The organism is Candidatus Nitrosopumilus sp. SW, assembly GCF_006740685.1.
In the GTDB taxonomy this organism is placed as follows: Archaea; Thermoproteota; Nitrososphaeria; order Nitrososphaerales; family Nitrosopumilaceae; genus Nitrosopumilus.
In genome coordinates this window covers 870,686-886,505 of the sequence record NZ_CP035425.1, presented here as the reverse complement: position 1 = coordinate 886,505, position 15,820 = coordinate 870,686, and the positions used below count along the sequence as shown (strand labels likewise).

Annotated in this window: 23 protein-coding genes and 2 tRNA genes; 13 read left to right on the top strand and 12 right to left on the bottom strand. The window is 32.1% G+C overall.

The window, feature by feature from the left end; all coding sequences use genetic code 11:
• Positions 1 to 3: 3 nt before the first annotated feature.
• Positions 4 to 498: a nicotinamide-nucleotide adenylyltransferase gene (locus tag Nisw_RS05370; protein WP_141977178.1), complete on the bottom strand. Its 495-nt coding sequence runs from the start codon at positions 496 to 498 to the stop codon at positions 4 to 6.
• A gap of 62 nt (positions 499 to 560) precedes the next feature.
• Here Nisw_RS05370 and rtcA point away from each other — a divergent pair, with 62 nt between their 5' ends.
• Entirely contained in the window at positions 561 to 1,583 is a 1,023-nt protein-coding gene (rtcA, locus tag Nisw_RS05365) for an RNA 3'-terminal phosphate cyclase (RefSeq protein WP_141977176.1), read from the top strand.
• Here the strand turns inward: rtcA and Nisw_RS05360 are convergent.
• Positions 1,563 to 2,060, bottom strand: a complete 498-nt coding sequence (locus Nisw_RS05360) for a CopD family protein (protein WP_141977174.1) — start codon at positions 2,058 to 2,060, stop codon at positions 1,563 to 1,565. The two genes, rtcA and Nisw_RS05360, sit on opposite strands and share 21 nt — an antisense overlap.
• 99 nt (positions 2,061 to 2,159) lie before the next feature.
• On the opposite strand from Nisw_RS05360, the gene Nisw_RS05355 reads away from it, so the two are divergent.
• Positions 2,160 to 2,636 (top strand): hypothetical protein, encoded by a 477-nt coding sequence (locus Nisw_RS05355; RefSeq protein ID WP_141978518.1) that lies wholly within the window; start codon positions 2,160 to 2,162, stop codon positions 2,634 to 2,636.
• Between the two features lie 8 nt (positions 2,637 to 2,644).
• On the opposite strand, the gene Nisw_RS05350 is transcribed toward Nisw_RS05355, so the two are convergent.
• Positions 2,645 to 2,718: transfer RNA gene (locus tag Nisw_RS05350), tRNA-Val, on the bottom strand.
• Between the two features lie 82 nt (positions 2,719 to 2,800).
• Between Nisw_RS05350 and bluB the strand changes: the two genes are divergently transcribed.
• From bluB to Nisw_RS05340, 3 genes are all read left to right on the top strand, one after another.
• On the top strand, positions 2,801 to 3,511 hold the full coding sequence (bluB, locus tag Nisw_RS05345; protein WP_141977172.1) for a 5,6-dimethylbenzimidazole synthase: 711 nt from the start codon (positions 2,801 to 2,803) through the stop codon (positions 3,509 to 3,511).
• Positions 3,512 to 3,535: 24 nt separating this feature from the next.
• Positions 3,536 to 3,628 (top strand) — tRNA-Arg (locus Nisw_RS09175).
• A 43-nt stretch (positions 3,629 to 3,671) separates the two neighbouring features.
• Positions 3,672 to 4,196 (top strand): NADPH-dependent FMN reductase, encoded by a 525-nt coding sequence (locus Nisw_RS05340; RefSeq protein WP_141977170.1) that lies wholly within the window; start codon positions 3,672 to 3,674, stop codon positions 4,194 to 4,196.
• Positions 4,197 to 4,586: 390 nt separating this feature from the next.
• Here Nisw_RS05340 and Nisw_RS05335 read toward each other — a convergent pair whose 3' ends face one another.
• Entirely contained in the window at positions 4,587 to 5,048 is a 462-nt protein-coding gene (locus tag Nisw_RS05335; RefSeq protein WP_141977168.1) for a hypothetical protein, read from the bottom strand.
• Between the two features lie 84 nt (positions 5,049 to 5,132).
• On the bottom strand, positions 5,133 to 5,363 hold the full coding sequence (locus Nisw_RS05330) for a hypothetical protein (RefSeq protein WP_141977166.1): 231 nt from the start codon (positions 5,361 to 5,363) through the stop codon (positions 5,133 to 5,135).
• A 236-nt stretch (positions 5,364 to 5,599) separates the two neighbouring features.
• Here Nisw_RS05330 and Nisw_RS05325 point away from each other — a divergent pair, with 236 nt between their 5' ends.
• Together Nisw_RS05325 and Nisw_RS05320 are read left to right on the top strand one after the other, a co-directional pair.
• Entirely contained in the window at positions 5,600 to 6,076 is a 477-nt protein-coding gene (locus tag Nisw_RS05325; protein ID WP_141977164.1) for a peptidylprolyl isomerase, read from the top strand.
• The gene (locus Nisw_RS05320) at positions 6,077 to 6,973 is read left to right on the top strand and encodes a hypothetical protein (protein ID WP_141977162.1); all 897 of its coding nucleotides are present in this window, start codon (positions 6,077 to 6,079) and stop codon (positions 6,971 to 6,973) included.
• Here Nisw_RS05320 and Nisw_RS09170 read toward each other — a convergent pair.
• Positions 6,960 to 7,115, bottom strand: a complete 156-nt coding sequence (locus tag Nisw_RS09170) for a hypothetical protein (RefSeq protein ID WP_185736579.1) — start codon at positions 7,113 to 7,115, stop codon at positions 6,960 to 6,962. The two genes, Nisw_RS05320 and Nisw_RS09170, sit on opposite strands and share 14 nt — an antisense overlap.
• Before the next feature lie 229 nt (positions 7,116 to 7,344).
• Positions 7,345 to 7,821: a hypothetical protein gene (locus Nisw_RS05310; RefSeq protein ID WP_141977158.1), complete on the bottom strand. Its 477-nt coding sequence runs from the start codon at positions 7,819 to 7,821 to the stop codon at positions 7,345 to 7,347.
• A 131-nt stretch (positions 7,822 to 7,952) separates the two neighbouring features.
• On the opposite strand from Nisw_RS05310, the gene Nisw_RS05305 reads away from it, so the two are divergent.
• Genes Nisw_RS05305 through Nisw_RS05295 form a run of 3 tightly spaced genes read left to right on the top strand, consistent with a single transcriptional unit; the run spans position 7,953 to position 9,694 of the window.
• Positions 7,953 to 8,402, top strand: a complete 450-nt coding sequence (locus Nisw_RS05305; RefSeq protein WP_185736578.1) for a hypothetical protein — start codon at positions 7,953 to 7,955, stop codon at positions 8,400 to 8,402.
• A gap of 11 nt (positions 8,403 to 8,413) precedes the next feature.
• Positions 8,414 to 9,307 (top strand): PfkB family carbohydrate kinase, encoded by an 894-nt coding sequence (locus Nisw_RS05300; protein ID WP_141977156.1) that lies wholly within the window; start codon positions 8,414 to 8,416, stop codon positions 9,305 to 9,307.
• A gap of 39 nt (positions 9,308 to 9,346) precedes the next feature.
• The gene (locus Nisw_RS05295; protein WP_141978514.1) at positions 9,347 to 9,694 is read left to right on the top strand and encodes a dUTPase; all 348 of its coding nucleotides are present in this window, start codon (positions 9,347 to 9,349) and stop codon (positions 9,692 to 9,694) included.
• On the opposite strand, the gene Nisw_RS05290 is transcribed toward Nisw_RS05295, so the two are convergent.
• Together Nisw_RS05290 and Nisw_RS05285 are read right to left on the bottom strand one after the other, a co-directional pair.
• Positions 9,691 to 10,167, bottom strand: coding sequence for a tetrahydromethanopterin S-methyltransferase subunit A (locus Nisw_RS05290; RefSeq protein WP_141977154.1), 477 nt, complete (start codon positions 10,165 to 10,167; stop codon positions 9,691 to 9,693). The two genes, Nisw_RS05295 and Nisw_RS05290, sit on opposite strands and share 4 nt — an antisense overlap.
• A complete protein-coding gene (locus tag Nisw_RS05285) occupies positions 10,160 to 11,293 on the bottom strand; it encodes a DegT/DnrJ/EryC1/StrS aminotransferase family protein (protein WP_141977152.1) in 1,134 nt (377 codons plus the stop codon). The genes Nisw_RS05290 and Nisw_RS05285 overlap by 8 nt, the downstream gene beginning before the upstream one ends.
• Before the next feature lie 34 nt (positions 11,294 to 11,327).
• On the opposite strand from Nisw_RS05285, the gene Nisw_RS05280 reads away from it, so the two are divergent.
• Complete coding sequence (locus Nisw_RS05280; protein ID WP_141977150.1) at positions 11,328 to 11,906, top strand: hypothetical protein; 579 nt, start codon at positions 11,328 to 11,330, stop codon at positions 11,904 to 11,906.
• A gap of 45 nt (positions 11,907 to 11,951) precedes the next feature.
• Positions 11,952 to 12,140 carry a C2H2-type zinc finger protein gene (locus tag Nisw_RS05275; protein WP_141977148.1) on the top strand — a complete coding sequence of 63 codons (189 nt, stop codon included), beginning with the start codon at positions 11,952 to 11,954 and terminating at the stop codon, positions 12,138 to 12,140.
• A gap of 8 nt (positions 12,141 to 12,148) precedes the next feature.
• On the opposite strand, the gene Nisw_RS05270 is transcribed toward Nisw_RS05275, so the two are convergent.
• The gene (locus Nisw_RS05270; protein ID WP_141977146.1) at positions 12,149 to 12,358 is read right to left on the bottom strand and encodes a hypothetical protein; all 210 of its coding nucleotides are present in this window, start codon (positions 12,356 to 12,358) and stop codon (positions 12,149 to 12,151) included.
• A gap of 94 nt (positions 12,359 to 12,452) precedes the next feature.
• On the opposite strand from Nisw_RS05270, the gene Nisw_RS05265 reads away from it, so the two are divergent.
• Complete coding sequence (locus Nisw_RS05265; protein ID WP_141977144.1) at positions 12,453 to 13,499, top strand: tyrosine--tRNA ligase; 1,047 nt, start codon at positions 12,453 to 12,455, stop codon at positions 13,497 to 13,499.
• Here Nisw_RS05265 and cobJ read toward each other — a convergent pair.
• Together cobJ and Nisw_RS05255 are read right to left on the bottom strand one after the other, a co-directional pair.
• Positions 13,493 to 14,290, bottom strand: coding sequence for a precorrin-3B C(17)-methyltransferase (gene cobJ, locus Nisw_RS05260; protein ID WP_141977142.1), 798 nt, complete (start codon positions 14,288 to 14,290; stop codon positions 13,493 to 13,495). The genes Nisw_RS05265 and cobJ overlap by 7 nt on opposite strands.
• Positions 14,291 to 14,318: 28 nt before the next feature.
• Positions 14,319 to 15,797: a hypothetical protein gene (locus tag Nisw_RS05255; protein ID WP_141977141.1), complete on the bottom strand. Its 1,479-nt coding sequence runs from the start codon at positions 15,795 to 15,797 to the stop codon at positions 14,319 to 14,321.
• Positions 15,798 to 15,820 lie beyond the last annotated feature (23 nt).

The following is a 15,820-nucleotide window of genomic DNA, read 5'->3' as shown; positions in this document are numbered from 1 at the left end:
TAATTAGAGATTTTTTAGACGTTCTTTGGCATTATGATTTATCAAAAAATTTTCTGTACCTTTGGGAACTAGTACATTCCAATTCTGATCGCCAATAATCAAATCTCTAATATTTGTTCCAGATAATTCGTTTCTTTTTAAAAAAGGAATTGGAACAACTTGAATATCTCGTTTTGAATACAAATGATTAGTAAGTTCATCATTTGAGAAGACAATATCAAATTCAGGAACTATTGTATCGATTTTTTCAATCCATTTTACATGATTATCTAAATCCGGGATAAAATAGATCGAAATTTTTTCTTTCATGGAATCATCTATTGAAGATAGAATCATTTCTTTGCGTTCTTCAGCCGAAAAAGGGTTGTTCTTTTCTGGAGATTTGTTAGAACTTCCCAAGCCTACCCACAATTTATCAACTTTGGATAAAGCAAACCGTAGCGCCTCAAGATGACCTAAATGAAAAGGTTGGAATCGTCCTATTAGCAATCCATTCATACAAAATTATAGAAAATTTCTTTTTAAAAAACTATCATAAAGAGTCCTAGAAAGAAAAAATTATGAATTTTCTTAAAATCAACGGAGCGTTTGGTGAAGGAGGAGGACAAATAATTCGCTCTGCAATTATTCTTTCATGTATTACAAAACAACCAATACATATTGAAAATATCAGAAAGAACAGGAAGGTTCCAGGATTAAAGCCACAGCATATTACTGCAATTAAAATTTTAAAAAAAATTTCAGATTCAAAAGTTATTGGAGATGAAATTGGTTCTACAGAATTAAAATTCATTCCAGGAGAAATTAAAAATGCAAAATTATTTGAAGATGTTGGAACTGCAGGAAGTATTTCATTAATTTTACAAGTTTTAATCCCAATAGTTGCAATTTCAGAAAAGAAACTTGATCTTACAATCAAAGGAGGCACAGATGTACAATGGAGTCCTACAATTGATTATACTCAACATGTTCTAAAAGAGGTATATTCAAGAATGGGAATTCAATTTTCACTTGAGTTAAAAAAAAGAGGATACTATCCAAAAGGAAATGGGGAAATAAATTTGGAAATTAATCCATCAAAAGTAAAAGCTATTTCGTTATCAAAGCGTAAAACAAATCAAGTACAAATTATCTCTACATTTTCAAAACTATCACCTGAAAAAATTAAAAGTGAAATCAAAAAAATTGAAGAGAGGTTAACTAAAGAAAACTTTGTTGTTAAAACAGAAATTAAAGAACAAGAGGCGATAGATTCAGGTGCATCCCTACTAGTTTACAGTGTTGATGAAAATTCAATCATAGGGGTTGATTCATTATATAACAAAAAAACTCAAAAGTTTGAATTAGATTATGGGAAATTTTTAGAAGATAGGTCAGTAGATGAGAACCTAGCAGACATGATTGTAGTTCCAGCAAGTTTGGCCAAAGGTAAAACTACATTCCAAGTAAAGGAGATTTCAAAACATTTGGAAACTAACTTGTTTGTAACATCAAAAATTACAGGTTGTAGGTATGGGATAGGGAAATTACCAAATGGTTTTGAAGTAATTATTGAGGGAATATCATACCCCAGCATCAAGTAAGGCTGCAAAAAACAAGATTGCTACGGATAAAACTACAGTGATTTCTCCAAGAATTATAATTTTTTTTCTCAATTTTTGAATTTGGTGTTCAGGCATTTGATTTGACATTATTTTATCTTCAACATCTTTTCTAATTACTCTAACATGTACAATGTATGTAATAATTAATGCAATTACAAGAAGTATTTTGATTATAAGAAAAGTTCCATAACTTGTTGCAACAAGAAGATCTGGTTTGCTTAGTAACACATGTGAACTATACAATCCAGTTGCCATTAAAATAATTAAAGAAGGAACAGCTACTTTGTTAAATCGCCTTCCAACACGAATCATTATTTGCATTCTTTCTTCAATAGAATTTGTCATAGTTTTTAGAAGTGGAGAAAAAACTATTCCAATGAATAATGAACCACCTACCCATATTGCAGCTGCAACAAGATGAATCCAAGTTAGAATTGCTTGCTCTAATGCTGCCATGATTAATCATATTTTGAATGAAATATTATGTATTTGGATCTTGACAACCTTTTTTAGTTATACGTAATGTGATACATTGAAATGGCACTTCAGAGCAAAATGACAGTTTATGTTGCAATAGCAGGAGTTTTTGCCTTAATGGGAGGAATTGTTTTCTATGCTAGTTTAGACAATGCACAATTGGAACAAGCAGAAATTGAATTGTTTAGTGTTGAATTGATAGATGTAGATAATGTGAATAATCAAGCAAAGTTTGATGTTACATTTCTTGTAAAAAATCCAAGTGACAAAGCATTTACAGTTGGAGTTATTGATTATCAGCTTTTTACTGACGGAATTGAATTAGGTTCAGGTCAATATTCTGCAATGGATGTTGCATTACCAGGAAGAGCAGTATTTTCTTCAGGTGATCAAATACCATTGAACAGCATATTTGTTCTAACAAAATCTGAGACAAGTCCAGAAATTTACGAAGATATGATAAATGAAAGAATCAATAGTTTTTCGGCTAAAGGAATGCTCACCACTCAGACTTCTTGGAGTACTATTGACAAAGAATTCAGTACTGGTTTTTAATTAAAAAGTGGGCCGAGAGAGATTCGAACTCACGATCACCGCCGTGTCGAGGCGGTATCCTAACCAGCTAGACTACCGGCCCATTGAAATACAAAACTAAATGGTGGCATTATTAACGTTTAACAAAAGAAAGGATGAATAAAAAGAAGAAAGGCGTGAATTAGTTGAAAGATGATTTTACTGAAGAAGAAAAAAGAGGATTCTACAAGGCAATTTATTCAAGAAGGGATGTAAGATCTCATTTTACGTCAAAGCCCATAGAAGATAAAATTCTCTCAAAAATTCTTCATGCAGCACATCATGCACCATCTGTAGGGTTTTCCCAACCATGGAATTTTATTTTGATAAAAGATATTGAAACAAAAAAGAAAATTAAAGCGTCATTTGAGGAAGAGAAGAATCGTTCATCACAATTAGTAGAGGAGCCAAAAAGATCCAAATATCTTTCATTCAAACTAGAAGGAATTTTAGAATCTCCAGTTAATTTGTGCGTAACGTATGATCCATCAAAATTTGGTCCATTTGTGATTGGAAGATCCAGTATTCCAGAAGCAGGATTGTATAGTGTATGTTGTGCAATTCAGAATTTGTGGTTATCAGCTAGAACAGAAGGAGTTGGTCTGGGATGGGTAAGTATCCTATCAAATGAGACACTAAAAGAAAATTTGAATTTACCAGAACATGTTGTTCCTGTAGCGTATTTGTGTTTAGGATATGTGGATGACTTTGCAGAAAAACCAGATCTTGAAACTGCAGGTTGGTTACCAAGACTTGAACTAAAAGATGTTGTGTATTTTGAAAAATGGAATGATCAAGAAAATGAAACTTGGAAAAGTATTCAAGAAATGATCAAGAAAAATCTTGACTACGCTTAAATAATTAAGAATGTTTTTTTTGCTGGGCTTGTGGCGCAGAGTCAATTTGACGCGCAACATGGATAGCGTGGTAGCCTCCTAAGTTACAGGTCGAGGGATCGAAGCCCTCCAAGCCCGTTTCATTTTAGAAATTTAAATAGAAATACAATTGGTTGTAGATATGAAAGTTATAGTAATTTCTGGCAGTCCAAGAAAAAATGCTAATACACAGATCTTAATGAAATACGTTTACGAATATACTAAATTAAAAAATCAAGATACAAAATTTATCAATTTATCAGATGGAGAAATTGAATGTTATAGAGGACCTGATGAAGAATACAATCAGGCAACAAAGAATGCTGCTCAAGACATCATAGATTCAGATGTGTGGCTGATAGGCTCACCAATTTACAATTCATTTTTTAGTTCTGCCCTGAAAAATTTGTTTGAATATATCAATTACAAAGAGACATCTGGAAAAGTTGCAGGAATGGTAATTTTGGCTGCAGGAAACATAGGATTTGTTGATGTTCAGACGTTGATTACTCAGTTATTATCATATTTCAGAGTAATCACAAACCCAAAGGCGGTTTTTCTAACTACAGAATCAATAACTGAAAATAATATTTCAGAAGAGGGACAAGCTAGACTAAAAGAAATGGTTGATGAAACTTTGGAACTTGCAAAAAAGCTAGAAAAGTGATCTGTTTTATTTTCTAAAAATACATCACATATAGAATCAAGAATCATTTCTAAAAAAATTCTTAACAGTATAGAAATTTCAAAAATACAAAAATTATTTTCAGAAACTAATGGTTTAATGATAGTTGTTAGTTCTTAAAATTATCAATAAACATATTTTAAAAATTAATTTTGTAGATATAGATGATCTCTATTATGAATTTGTAAATAAAATGGTAAAACTGTAAAAGTCAAATACTAAGAAAATATAGAAAATATACAGTTGAGTGACAAAAAAGATCCTACAGAGTTATGTTCATGTAAATGTCATTATGGAGGTGCTGAAAGTTGTCCGGGTTGTAAGAGCAATCACGGAATTGTATGTTCTCATTGTAAGAATTAAGTTTCTAGTTTATTTTTTCTTAGATGCTAGCATTTTCAAATTAGCTAATTCAGTTTTTAATGATTCAATCTGAACAAGAGTTTGAAGATTAGAAATTTCTTGGTTTAGTCTTTCAATTTCACTATCTTTTAGTTTCACAGTTTCTTTTAGATTGTTTAATTCAGAAGATAATTCAGTCTGAACTTGTTTAATTTCTGAAAGACTTACTTGTGTACCAGTTGTTGTAGTTTGAATTGTTTGTGTACTACTCAAGCTTTTTTTTTCGCCATGATGGGCATGTTTGTGCATGTAATCTGTACTTTTTTGTGAAATCCAGCAAGTAAATACAAGGAACCATGTGATGGGTACTGCCATAATGAATACAAAGTTCAGTATGGGTGCAAAGTCTACAAAGTATGGCCAAAGTCCAGTTAATACTGCTGCAAAGACACCAGTGGAGATTGTTGCCAGGTGGTTACCCAAGTATCCCATAAATGATTTGAAAAATTCATTGTTTATAATAGTAATGGTAAAATTCAAAGAATAATAATAATTAAAAAGAAAAAAGAGCCGAATTTACTCGTCTTCTTCAGAAGCAATAGTTGCTTTAGGCATATCAGATTGTAGAATTTGGATTTTTTGTAATAATTCAGTTCTTAGATCCCTTGCAACTCTTCTGACAGTTGGTCTTGGAACACCAAGTTCATCAACCACTTTGGTGTAGATGTCTTGTTTGTCAGTTACCCCTTTGTCAAGATAAGAATTAATTGCTTCTTTAATGATCGTACTCTGATTTGTGCGATTCAACGAATTCTAAACTTTAATTGTTCTATATAAGACTATAACTTTTGAAATTACAAAATTTTAATTTAAAAGAAATTCATATTTTTTACTGCAAAAAATCTAAGTCTACAAAAATTTTATCTATCAACGAAAAACGTACAGAGGATTATAGATTTTTCAAAATAGATATACAATCTATAGGAATTATCTAATGAATTTTCGCAAAAGACTCTTATGATAATAGTACAAAGTATTTTCTGATGACTACTGCAAATATTGAAACAAATTTTGGAAAAATTTCGTTTAAACTTCTACCAGATTTAGCTCCTGAAACAGTAAGAAATTTCGAAAAGCTAGCTAAAGATGGATTTTATGATGGGACTCTTTTTCACAGAGTAATTCCAGGATTTATGATTCAAGGCGGAGACCCAAATACAAAGACAGATAACAAAAGTTCATGGGGAATGGGTGGTCCAGGATACAATGTAAAAGCAGAATTCAGTTCCAGATCACATCTACGTGGAATAGTTTCAATGGCTAGAGCACAAGATCCAGATAGTGCAGGCTCACAATTCTTCATAGTAACAACTGATAGTACTTTTCTAGACAGACAATACACAGTATTTGGAGAGGTTACTGAGGGTATGGATGTAGCAGATAAAATTGTAAATCTTGAAAGAGATGGAAATGACTGTCCTTTAGAAAAAGCACAGATGACTCGCGTAACTGTGGAATAAATGAATTCAAAGATTTTTGTAATTTTAGTTATTATTTCTCTTGTAACTGTTATTCCTACAGCTTATGCACAAGTCACAATTGCAGACAAAGCTAACCAAAAATTAATTGAAGTTAGAATAGATTCAGAAGGAAGTGTTCATGTGATACATGTTATTGATAATGCAAATACGCCAAAACAGGTTGATTTGATTCCTGGAACCGTTTCAAATATTTCAGTTACAGATGAACAGGGAGATAAAAAACAATTCTCAGTAATTGGAGATGATAATGCAGTGTTAATTATGCCATCTAATGATGACTCAATTTTACAATACGAACTTGACAATGTTATTTCTGAAATAGGTGATATATGGACGTGGGATTTTTTATATCTAGAATCAACTAATTTCATTTTACCTGAAGAAGTTGATTTATTATTTGCAAATGAACGTCCAGTTTTTCTAGATGATCAAAAAGGTATTTCATGTCACGGATGCCAAATGCTTTTAGAATATTCTATAAATGAATCAAGAACTTATGAAAATGTAAAGTGGGAAGAAAAAGAATTTACTGTAGAAATAAGAAATCAAAAAGGTATTGACAAATTTAATTTTGATCAACCATCAAAAAGCATTACATTTGAAACTGTAGGAGAAAATAGATTTGTCACAACCATAATTCCTTTAGAATTACTATGGGAACCTTATACAGTATTTATGGATGATGAAAAAATCCCAGCTCATCAATACATCAATAATGGAACACATGTTTGGCTTAATATCAAACCAGATACATCAGGACAGATTAGCATTATTGGAACAACTGTAGTACCTGAATTTTCCATAATGGCGCCGCTAATCATAGGATTTTTTGTAGTTCTTGCATTGCCTTTTATGAAAAAATTTAGTCTCCACTAGAACCACACGAACAAAATCCATATTCATCAATTCTAACGTCACAAACAGGGCATTTTTCACCATAATCTACTTCCCAAGGTTCTTTCCCAAATAATCTGAAATGATCATCAATCTCAATTGGAATTTCTCGTTTCTTTTCCAATAATTTGTATAGGTGTTGCAACTATACATACATTATCGGCGAAAAGTAATGAAAATTGAATGCGGATGTCATTGTATTAAATGCAAGAGTACTAATTTAGAATCCAACAGAGTTGGACAAATAGAGAAAGATGGGTATTTTGACATGCATCACACATGCAATGATTGCAATACACATTTTGATCATTTAGATGGAGAAATTTTTTCTAATTGTGAAAAATGTAATTTTTCTAGTTAGCTGTTAGGGCTTCAACAAAGTAATGAGCTCTGTTCTCACTAGAGTTTTTCAAAATCTCTTTGTTTGATGCCATTTTTGCTAATGCTTTTGAAACATCTAAAGGACTTGCTGCCCAACCATATTCACGTAATTGTTCAACAGTTTCTGTAACTGTTCTAGGGGAATCAAAGAATCTACTAGTTTCCAAAATACGTAATTTTGATTTTATTTCATTTGGAGCAATATGTACAGGTTCATTAAATTCTGGTTCAAATATTTCTGCATCCTCAAGTGATTCTAATCCAGACTGAACAGAGCTTTCAGATGACGTTACAATAGGTTCAGTTTCATAAACAACTTTTGCATGATTTTCTGGTAAATGACTTGACATATTTTCAATAATTTCTCCTAATGTTTGATTATCAACATAGAAATCTCTAGAATCAACCTCAATTTCATTCTCTCCTAACTTGAGTTTTATTCTAGCCATCAACAAATAGTCATATAATTTTGATTTATTTTGTTAGCTCTAAGGAGCTTAAAGAGTAGATCAAATCTTTTACACAATTTATTGGGATTTTTTCCCTTTTGTGTTAAAATGCAATTTTCTCAAAAATACTCATGAATTCATCAAAGAAGGCGGGATTAGTTGTTCTCTTCATTTTAGGAATGAGTATTTTTGGATATTCACAGTACGCTTCAGCATCTCAAATAGGAGTAAGCATTACTCAGAGTGAATTATTGAGCGAGAATGAAAAAGGAGCAGAATATAATATTGAATTACGGTTTGAAAATCCATCCTTACTAATACTAACTTCCGGTGCAACTGAGTTTTTTGTTATTGCAGATGACCAAATGGTGGGCAAAGGCCAGTTAGAACCATTTACAATACAACCTCTAGATAGCAGTTATGTGAAAGGAACTTTTCACACCGATTCACATGATAGCGATGCACAATCAGTAAAAATTACAGGTCTAACAAAATATGATGCATTCTTTACATCAATTGAAATTCCATTTGTGTACTATCCAACAGAAGAGCAAGCAAGAGAATTTATACATCAAAATTAATTTCTTCACAAATGCTTACTGTTTTTGGTTCGACTGCATTAGATACGATTAGAACTCCCAAAAAAACACTGAAAAATGTTTTAGGAGGTGCTGCAACTTTTGCAGCAATTTCTGCTAGTAATTTTGTTGATACTGGATTAATTGCTGTTGTTGGAAAAGATTTTCCCAAACAACATCACAAAACATTATCAAAATATCTTGATTTAGAAGGATTCTCCATCAAAAATGGAAAAACATTTCGTTATGATGGAAAATATGATGATACATTAAGTACTAGATCAACACTAAAGACAGAACTAAATGTCCTAGCAGATTTCAAACCTATTGTTCCAGAGGCATATAGAAAATCACAATTTGTTTATCTTGCAAACAATGATCCAGAACAAAATACCGCACTAATCAAAGAATTTGACAAAGTAAAATTTTCAATGTGTGACACGATTGATTTTTGGATTTCAACTAAAAGAGATGCTGTAATCAAGATGATAAAAGCTGTAGATGCTGTTGTGATTAATGATGAAGAAGCTAAACTTCTCACTAAAGAGTTCAACTTGATAAAATGTGCAAAGAAGATGATGCAGTGGGGAGCAAAATATGTAATTATTAAAAAAGGAGAACATGGTTCTCTCATGTTTTATGATGATGTAATATTTCCAACTGCTGGTTTTTCATTAGAAGATGTAGTGGATCCTACAGGTGCTGGAGACTCTTTTGCAGGTGCCATGATAGGTTATCTAGCAAGTAAAAAATCAACAAGTCTTTCTGAGATCAAAAAAGCAGTAGTTTATGGCAATGTTTTAGGTTCATTTGCAGTTGAAAGATATGGATTAGAGGGGCTGTTGAAGATCAAAAATGGAGATATTACAAAAAGAGTCAAGATGTATGAAAAAATGATCAGATTCTAAAAAGACTTAAGTTCAATAATTTCTCAAATTAATTTGTCATTGTCACAAGAAGTAACTGAAGACAGATTAGATACTATTTTTCAACTTCAAAAAGGATTATCAGAAATGATGAAGCCAGATAGATATCCAAAAGATTCTGAAGGTAGAGTGTCTGCATTGTGTACTGCAATAATGCATGAAGCAGTAGAATTGCAAAGAACTACCAACTGGAAATGGTGGAAAACACCTACAAAATTCAACGAATCTGAAGCAAGAGAAGAATTAATCGACATTTGGCATTTTGTAGTTCAAGCATCACTTGAATTAAATCTCACACCAGATGATATTGTAGATGAATACAAAAAGAAAAATGAGATAAATAGAGAAAGACAAAGAAACGGCTATTAAGGAATTTTAATTTTTTCAGAAATTACTTCAATATTGGTTTCACCAATTAAATCAACTATTGTAATATTTTTTTGAAAATATTCTATCATATCTTTAGAAACTGTAAGATAAGGATCAGGACTAGTTGAATTAATTATTCTAAAATTTTCATCAACTCCATTCTGGTGTAATTGTAATAATGAATGACCGGATTTATGGCCCCAAACTTCTTTTCCACATAGAATTATTTTTTTTACATTTTTGTTTTCATAAACATATTGTATCATGTTATCAATTCCCTTATTCTCTGAAAACAATCTACCAATAATTGCAACTCTAGATAACATTCCTGAATCTTTCAAATTATCAAGTAATGATATGCTTGCAAGCGTGCAGATTGCTATTTGTGAGTCATGATTTCCAGGGTAAAATTCCTGCTTTATGGGCAGAACAACCTTACATATTTCGCCAATTATGTTTCCAAGGCTATTCATTTACTAAATCACGTACAGTTTTTGCGATATATTCAATATTCTTGGAAGATACATTTGGATGAACAGGCAAGGACAAAACGTGTTTTGATGCCCAATCAGTATTTGTTAATTTTGATTTATTTTTGTAAATAGGAATTTTATGAACAGGTATTGGATAATAAACTGCAGCACCAATTCCTTTTGAGTTTAATTTCTTTAAAATCGAATCTCTATTTTTTGTTGCAATAGTGTATAATGACCAATTAAATTTTTCATGTTTTCTTTCAAAAGGAATTTTTATTTTTGTATCAGATAACAAATCAGATAATAGTTTTGCATTACGTCTTCTAGATTGAATAAATTCTGGTAGTTTTTTAATTTGGATTTTAGCTATTGCGGCATTAATTTCAGGCAGTCTTAGATTTAGCCCAAATATTTTAGAGTCATATCCTTTCACCATTCCATGGTTTCTAATCATCTGTAATTTTTCATAGAGTTTTTTGTTGTTAGTAACTATTACTCCACCCTCTCCAGAAGTTATTACTTTTCCCGGATAGAGGCTGTAACATCCAAGTTCAAAAAATGTTCCAGTTTGTTTTCCTTTAAAAGTTGAACCAAGAGATTGTGCAGCATCTTCAACCACTGAAAGATTATGTTTTTTTGAAATTTCTCTAATTCTATCAAGTGATGATATATGACCATACAAGTGTACAGGCATTATTGCTTTAGTTTTTCTAGTAATCTTTTTTGTAATTGAGTCAGGATCAATTGTAAAATTTTCTTTTAAAATATCAACAAAAACAGGTTTTGCACCAGTGGATGCAATAGCATTAGCACTAGCAACAAATGTAAAAGAAGGAACAATAACTTCATCTCCTTTTTTAATATCAAGTGCATATAGTGCTGCTTGTAATGCTGCAGTACCAGAATTTACGGAAACTGCATACTTGGTTTTGACAAAAGTTCTAACTAATTTTTCAAATTCCTGTACATTCTTTCCTCCATCTTTTGAGGCAGAAGTGAGTCCTCCTGATTTTACTACTGAAACTACTGCTGAGAGTTCTTCTTTACCTAAAATAGGCGTGTTGATTGGAATTTTCACAAATTTTGTCATTAGTACTACTGTATAAAGACAATCACTACACATGAATTTTTATATTTCAAAATTTGGCAATCGCATAATGAAACCACGTCATCTAGAAAAGACAGACAAAGGGTACAAAGTTTTTCTGTATATTTTCTATGTTTGTGGATTCATTATGGCATCATCATTAATCTTTGGAGTATATGTTACAATGATTGAATGGATGGAAAATGGAACATATGTAATGGGAGAAGCTATACACAACACAACTATTCCATTTGAAAATTTTGCAAGAGTATCAACATGGATATTTTTTTCTACAATAATTGGATGGTATTGTGTATCTAGAATAGGTTGGAGAAGAACAGCAGGAGACAAAATTGTTGGAACACGAATGGCATTATTACAATTAATGTTGTTAGGATTTTCTATTATCACTTTATTTGAAGTGATGTACAACTTTACAGTATTAACTGCTCAGGTTTCTGCAGGAATCGTGGATGGAGTATTGCCAGATATTGATAGATTATCCATTGCATATCCAGATCCAGAAAGACCATGGAATACAATTTTTGCGATCAAAATGTTCCTAGCAGCATTCATCATTAGCAGTCATGCTTTCTATCTTAGTACAAAGCCTAGAAAACCATTAGATGAACCAGAAGCGGATGTTTGAAAATTTTTTATTAAGACTTTTTTTCTAGTATAACCACATAATATCATGGGATTATTTGGCGGAAACAAAAATGAATTAAAATGTAAAAAATGTGGAACAGTACTCTCAGATTCAGAGAGATTAAAAAAACATCAAGAAATAGCTCATAATAAGAAAAAAGAAAAATGTAGAGTTTGTGGGACAGAATTTAATACTCAAGAAGATTTGAGAAAACATAAAAAAAATTGTAAATAGTTTTTTGATTATTCGGAGAGACCTGATTCATACTTTGGAGGTCGTTTAAGGGCTTTTTCTATGGATTCAAGATTTTTTATTTCATTTTTTGCATTCATAGTCAAAGTTTTGACCATTTCTGTGCCTAATTGGACGGATTGTTCAGGTAATGTCTCTAAGAATTTTTCAATACCTTTTTTGTAATTATCAATTAATTCCAATCCTTCTTCAAGAGTCATAATAGTAAATGAGATACCTCCTATTCAAAGGTTCTAATTTTTAAAAAATTCTTTGAATAACTTTATACGTTTACTACTCAAAAGTTGATTTGATTTGGACATAACTGAAAAAGTTGATTTGATTGAAAAACCACCAACTGAAGAAGTTGTTACACGTGACGAATTAATTGAATTATTCAAAACAAATTCATCACCAAAGCATTACATTGGATTAGAGATTTCTGGTTTTTTACATCTTGGTAGTCTAATTAGTACAGGATTCAAAATTAATGATTTTGTAAAAGCTGGTGTAAAGTGTACAGTATTTCTTGCAGATTGGCACACACTAATTAACGATAAATTGGGAGGAGATTGGGAAACAATTTCCAAAGTTTCAAAATATTATCAAGATGCATTCAAGTTAGTTTGTCCCGATGCTGAAATTGTTTTAGGTTCAAAACTTTATGAAGAAAAAACAGAATATTGGTCAGATCTTGTGAGATTCACAAAGCACATGTCATTAGCTAGAACAATGAGAACACTAACAATTATGGGACGTTCTGAAAATGAAGAGAAAATAGATGTTGCAAAATTACTTTATCCAGCAATGCAAGCAGTTGACATTCATTCTTTAGGTGTAGATATTGCACATGCGGGAATGGATCAAAGAAAAATCCACATGTTAGTCAGAGAAATATTTCCTAAAATGAAGTGGAAAGTACCAGTAGCTGTTCATCACAAATTATTACCAGGTCTTTCCAAGCCTGCAGACACTGATGATTCACAAGTTTTAGGAAAAATGAGTAAATCTGATCCAAATTCAGGTGTTTTTATTCACAATACAGATGAGGAAATCAAGAAAAAGATGAACAAAGCCTGGTGTGAAGAGGCAAATATACAGAATAATCCACTGTTAGAAATTGCAAAAACGGTGATTTTTCATGAGTTTGATGAGATGAATGTAGAAAGACCTGAAAAATTTGGTGGAAATGTATCATATCAAGATTATAACCAACTTGAAACAGATTTTGCTGAAAAGAAACTACATCCAGGGGATTTGAAGCAAACAGTTGGAAATTATTTAGTGAAAATAATATCGCCAATTAGAGACAAGCTAAACCTTACTGAAGAATTACATGAAGCAATTAAGAAGAGTTATTGAACTTTAAGATCTGGATTAGTCTGTTCTTCTAGATTGTATTTTGATTTGTATCCTCTTGGATTTATCATCAAATCTTTGTAAGAATATGTAGATGAATTTCCTACAATGACTGTACTAGTCATTCCTAATTTGTCTGAATGATTTGGTAGATTTTCTAAATCAGTCATCATAATTGATTGAGATTCTCTATATGCACCAACAATAATTGCAACAGGTGTTGTAGGTTTTCTGTATTTTAATAGAATTTTTCTAGTGTCTTGTAACTGATGAATTCTTTTCTTACTGGCAGGATTGTAAATCACAAGAACAAAATCACCTTTTGCTGCAGACTCTACTCTATTTTCAATAACTTCCCATGGAACTAACAAATCACTCATACTGACTACTGCAAAATCAGACATTAATGGTGAACCGACAATAGATGCACAAGAATTCAGTGCCGACACACCTGGAATTACTTCTACCTGAAGTCCATCTTTTGGATCCCAGCCACTCTCAGCTAGAGTTTCATAGATTAGTCCAGCCATTCCATAAATTCCGGGATCTCCACTAGATACAAGAGATACAATTTTTCCTGACTTTGCAAGATCAATACATTGATGAGCTCTTTCAACTTCTTGAGTCATTGCATAACGATAAACTGTTTTTCCTTCAATAAGTTCTGAAACTAAATTTACATATGTTTCATAGCCAATAATGATGTCACTTTCACTGATTATTTCTTTTGCTCTAAATGTCATATGATCATTATTTCCAGGACCAACACCAACAATGTTCAATTTTCCAGTCAATTTTAAAACAAATCAACTTGCAAGTAATTTATCCCTTTAGTGAATATTGAAAGGGATCAATAAACGGACAATTCACTATATGATCACTATTCGTTGGTCTTGCTATGCTAACAATAATCTGATCATCTTCTCTGAATGAATCAATATCAGATTTTGTTTCAAGAATTTTTGCATTTTCTGATTCATTCCATTCAATTAGATATATTCTCCACATGGGACTGTAATTCTCATCACCTAATGCAGCTGCGGCAATTCCAGCTTGAAATCCTAATGGGCCTGTGCCTTTAATTCCATTTTTGAATTGAAATAGATCAACTGCTCCTGAATGAGCAATCAGATTTGCTGAAGTTGGAGACGAAGTTACTCCCATCATTTCTGCAGGTCCAGATGGAGTGGCATCAGTTACAATATAGTAAATGGTTCTTCCATCAGGGCCCCAACCTCGATGAGCAACAAATGTGACAGTCATTTCTTCTTCATTAATTTCAATAATTTGGCCTCCACCATAGGGCATATCATCTGTTATTTCTTTATCTGAGCGTACTTGCATCTGTCCATCAGGCCAGACAATCTGGGGAGTATTGAGTACCACTCCTGTTTCATTGAATTCAATTCTTCCACCTTCTTCAGCTGCAATTACATCTGTAGCAGATTCAAATACAATTTCTTTTTGACCTATCTTCCATGTTACTTCTATTACAGAAGATAATGCACTGTATTTCGATTCTTGTTGAGGAGTATTGGAGAACACTTCATCTTGGAATCCATATAGGCCATCTCCTTTAACTCCATTTTTGAAAACAAAAATTTTTTGAAGGGCATCTTCTGGAATATCAGCTAGAACAGGTGCAAGTTCTACATTCCATTCTTGCTTTTCTGATAATTCTTTTGCAAATTCTTCATCACTCCCATCAGTAATAATGTACAAAACTTGTTCGCCGTCATAGATTCCTTGATGCATAGGAATTGTTGCTGGAACATTTGCTCTTGAAAGTAATGATGTAGGCTCTTCTTTTTCTAATTCAATTTTTTGCATAATGACTTCAGTTGGTTGTCCTCTTATCCATCCATCAACACTTACAGTAGAAGTAAATGGTTTTGAATTTGGTGAGTGTAACCCAAGTGCAGCTCCTGTAAATTCAAAAGAACCAGATTTTTCTTGTAAATCAATTAGAGATAATCCATAAACAGTATCTCCATCAATTGTCCATGTGGGCTGTCCTTTTGCATCATTTGAATTAATTTCATGTAAAACAACAATCTGAACAGGCTCACTAGAGGTAAATGTCATAGAACCATCATAGATCGTACCATCATTAGGCGACAAAATTAGAGATAGTTGATGATTTTCATGCCCTTGACCAGGATCTTGAGATGATGTAAAAGTTTGTGTAAAATGGATCTTTTTCCTAGAACCTGCATCAGCAAACTGATCAGACAGTGAAGATATGGTAATGATACTTGTTGCAAAAATTCCAATAATCAATATGGCAAGTAATTTTCTCAACAAATTTCATTGAGATTGTTCCC

Coding starts and splice junctions, on each gene's coding strand:
- Nisw_RS05285 (WP_141977152.1), bottom strand. CDS start 11,293: ATGTGTAGTGATTGTCTTTATACAGTAGTACTAATGACAAAATTTGTG.
- Nisw_RS05275 (WP_141977148.1), top strand. CDS start 11,952: ATGGGATTATTTGGCGGAAACAAAAATGAATTAAAATGTAAAAAATGT.
- Nisw_RS05280 (WP_141977150.1), top strand. CDS start 11,328: ATGAAACCACGTCATCTAGAAAAGACAGACAAAGGGTACAAAGTTTTT.
- Nisw_RS05335 (WP_141977168.1), bottom strand. CDS start 5,048: ATGGGATACTTGGGTAACCACCTGGCAACAATCTCCACTGGTGTCTTT.
- Nisw_RS05325 (WP_141977164.1), top strand. CDS start 5,600: ATGACTACTGCAAATATTGAAACAAATTTTGGAAAAATTTCGTTTAAA.
- Nisw_RS05290 (WP_141977154.1), bottom strand. CDS start 10,167: ATGAATAGCCTTGGAAACATAATTGGCGAAATATGTAAGGTTGTTCTG.
- Nisw_RS05340 (WP_141977170.1), top strand. CDS start 3,672: ATGAAAGTTATAGTAATTTCTGGCAGTCCAAGAAAAAATGCTAATACA.
- Nisw_RS05355 (WP_141978518.1), top strand. CDS start 2,160: ATGACAGTTTATGTTGCAATAGCAGGAGTTTTTGCCTTAATGGGAGGA.
- Nisw_RS05320 (WP_141977162.1), top strand. CDS start 6,077: ATGAATTCAAAGATTTTTGTAATTTTAGTTATTATTTCTCTTGTAACT.
- rtcA (WP_141977176.1), top strand. CDS start 561: ATGAATTTTCTTAAAATCAACGGAGCGTTTGGTGAAGGAGGAGGACAA.
- Nisw_RS05270 (WP_141977146.1), bottom strand. CDS start 12,358: ATGACTCTTGAAGAAGGATTGGAATTAATTGATAATTACAAAAAAGGT.
- Nisw_RS05370 (WP_141977178.1), bottom strand. CDS start 498: ATGAATGGATTGCTAATAGGACGATTCCAACCTTTTCATTTAGGTCAT.
- Nisw_RS05310 (WP_141977158.1), bottom strand. CDS start 7,821: ATGGCTAGAATAAAACTCAAGTTAGGAGAGAATGAAATTGAGGTTGAT.
- Nisw_RS05360 (WP_141977174.1), bottom strand. CDS start 2,060: ATGGCAGCATTAGAGCAAGCAATTCTAACTTGGATTCATCTTGTTGCA.
- Nisw_RS05300 (WP_141977156.1), top strand. CDS start 8,414: ATGCTTACTGTTTTTGGTTCGACTGCATTAGATACGATTAGAACTCCC.
- Nisw_RS05305 (WP_185736578.1), top strand. CDS start 7,953: ATGAATTCATCAAAGAAGGCGGGATTAGTTGTTCTCTTCATTTTAGGA.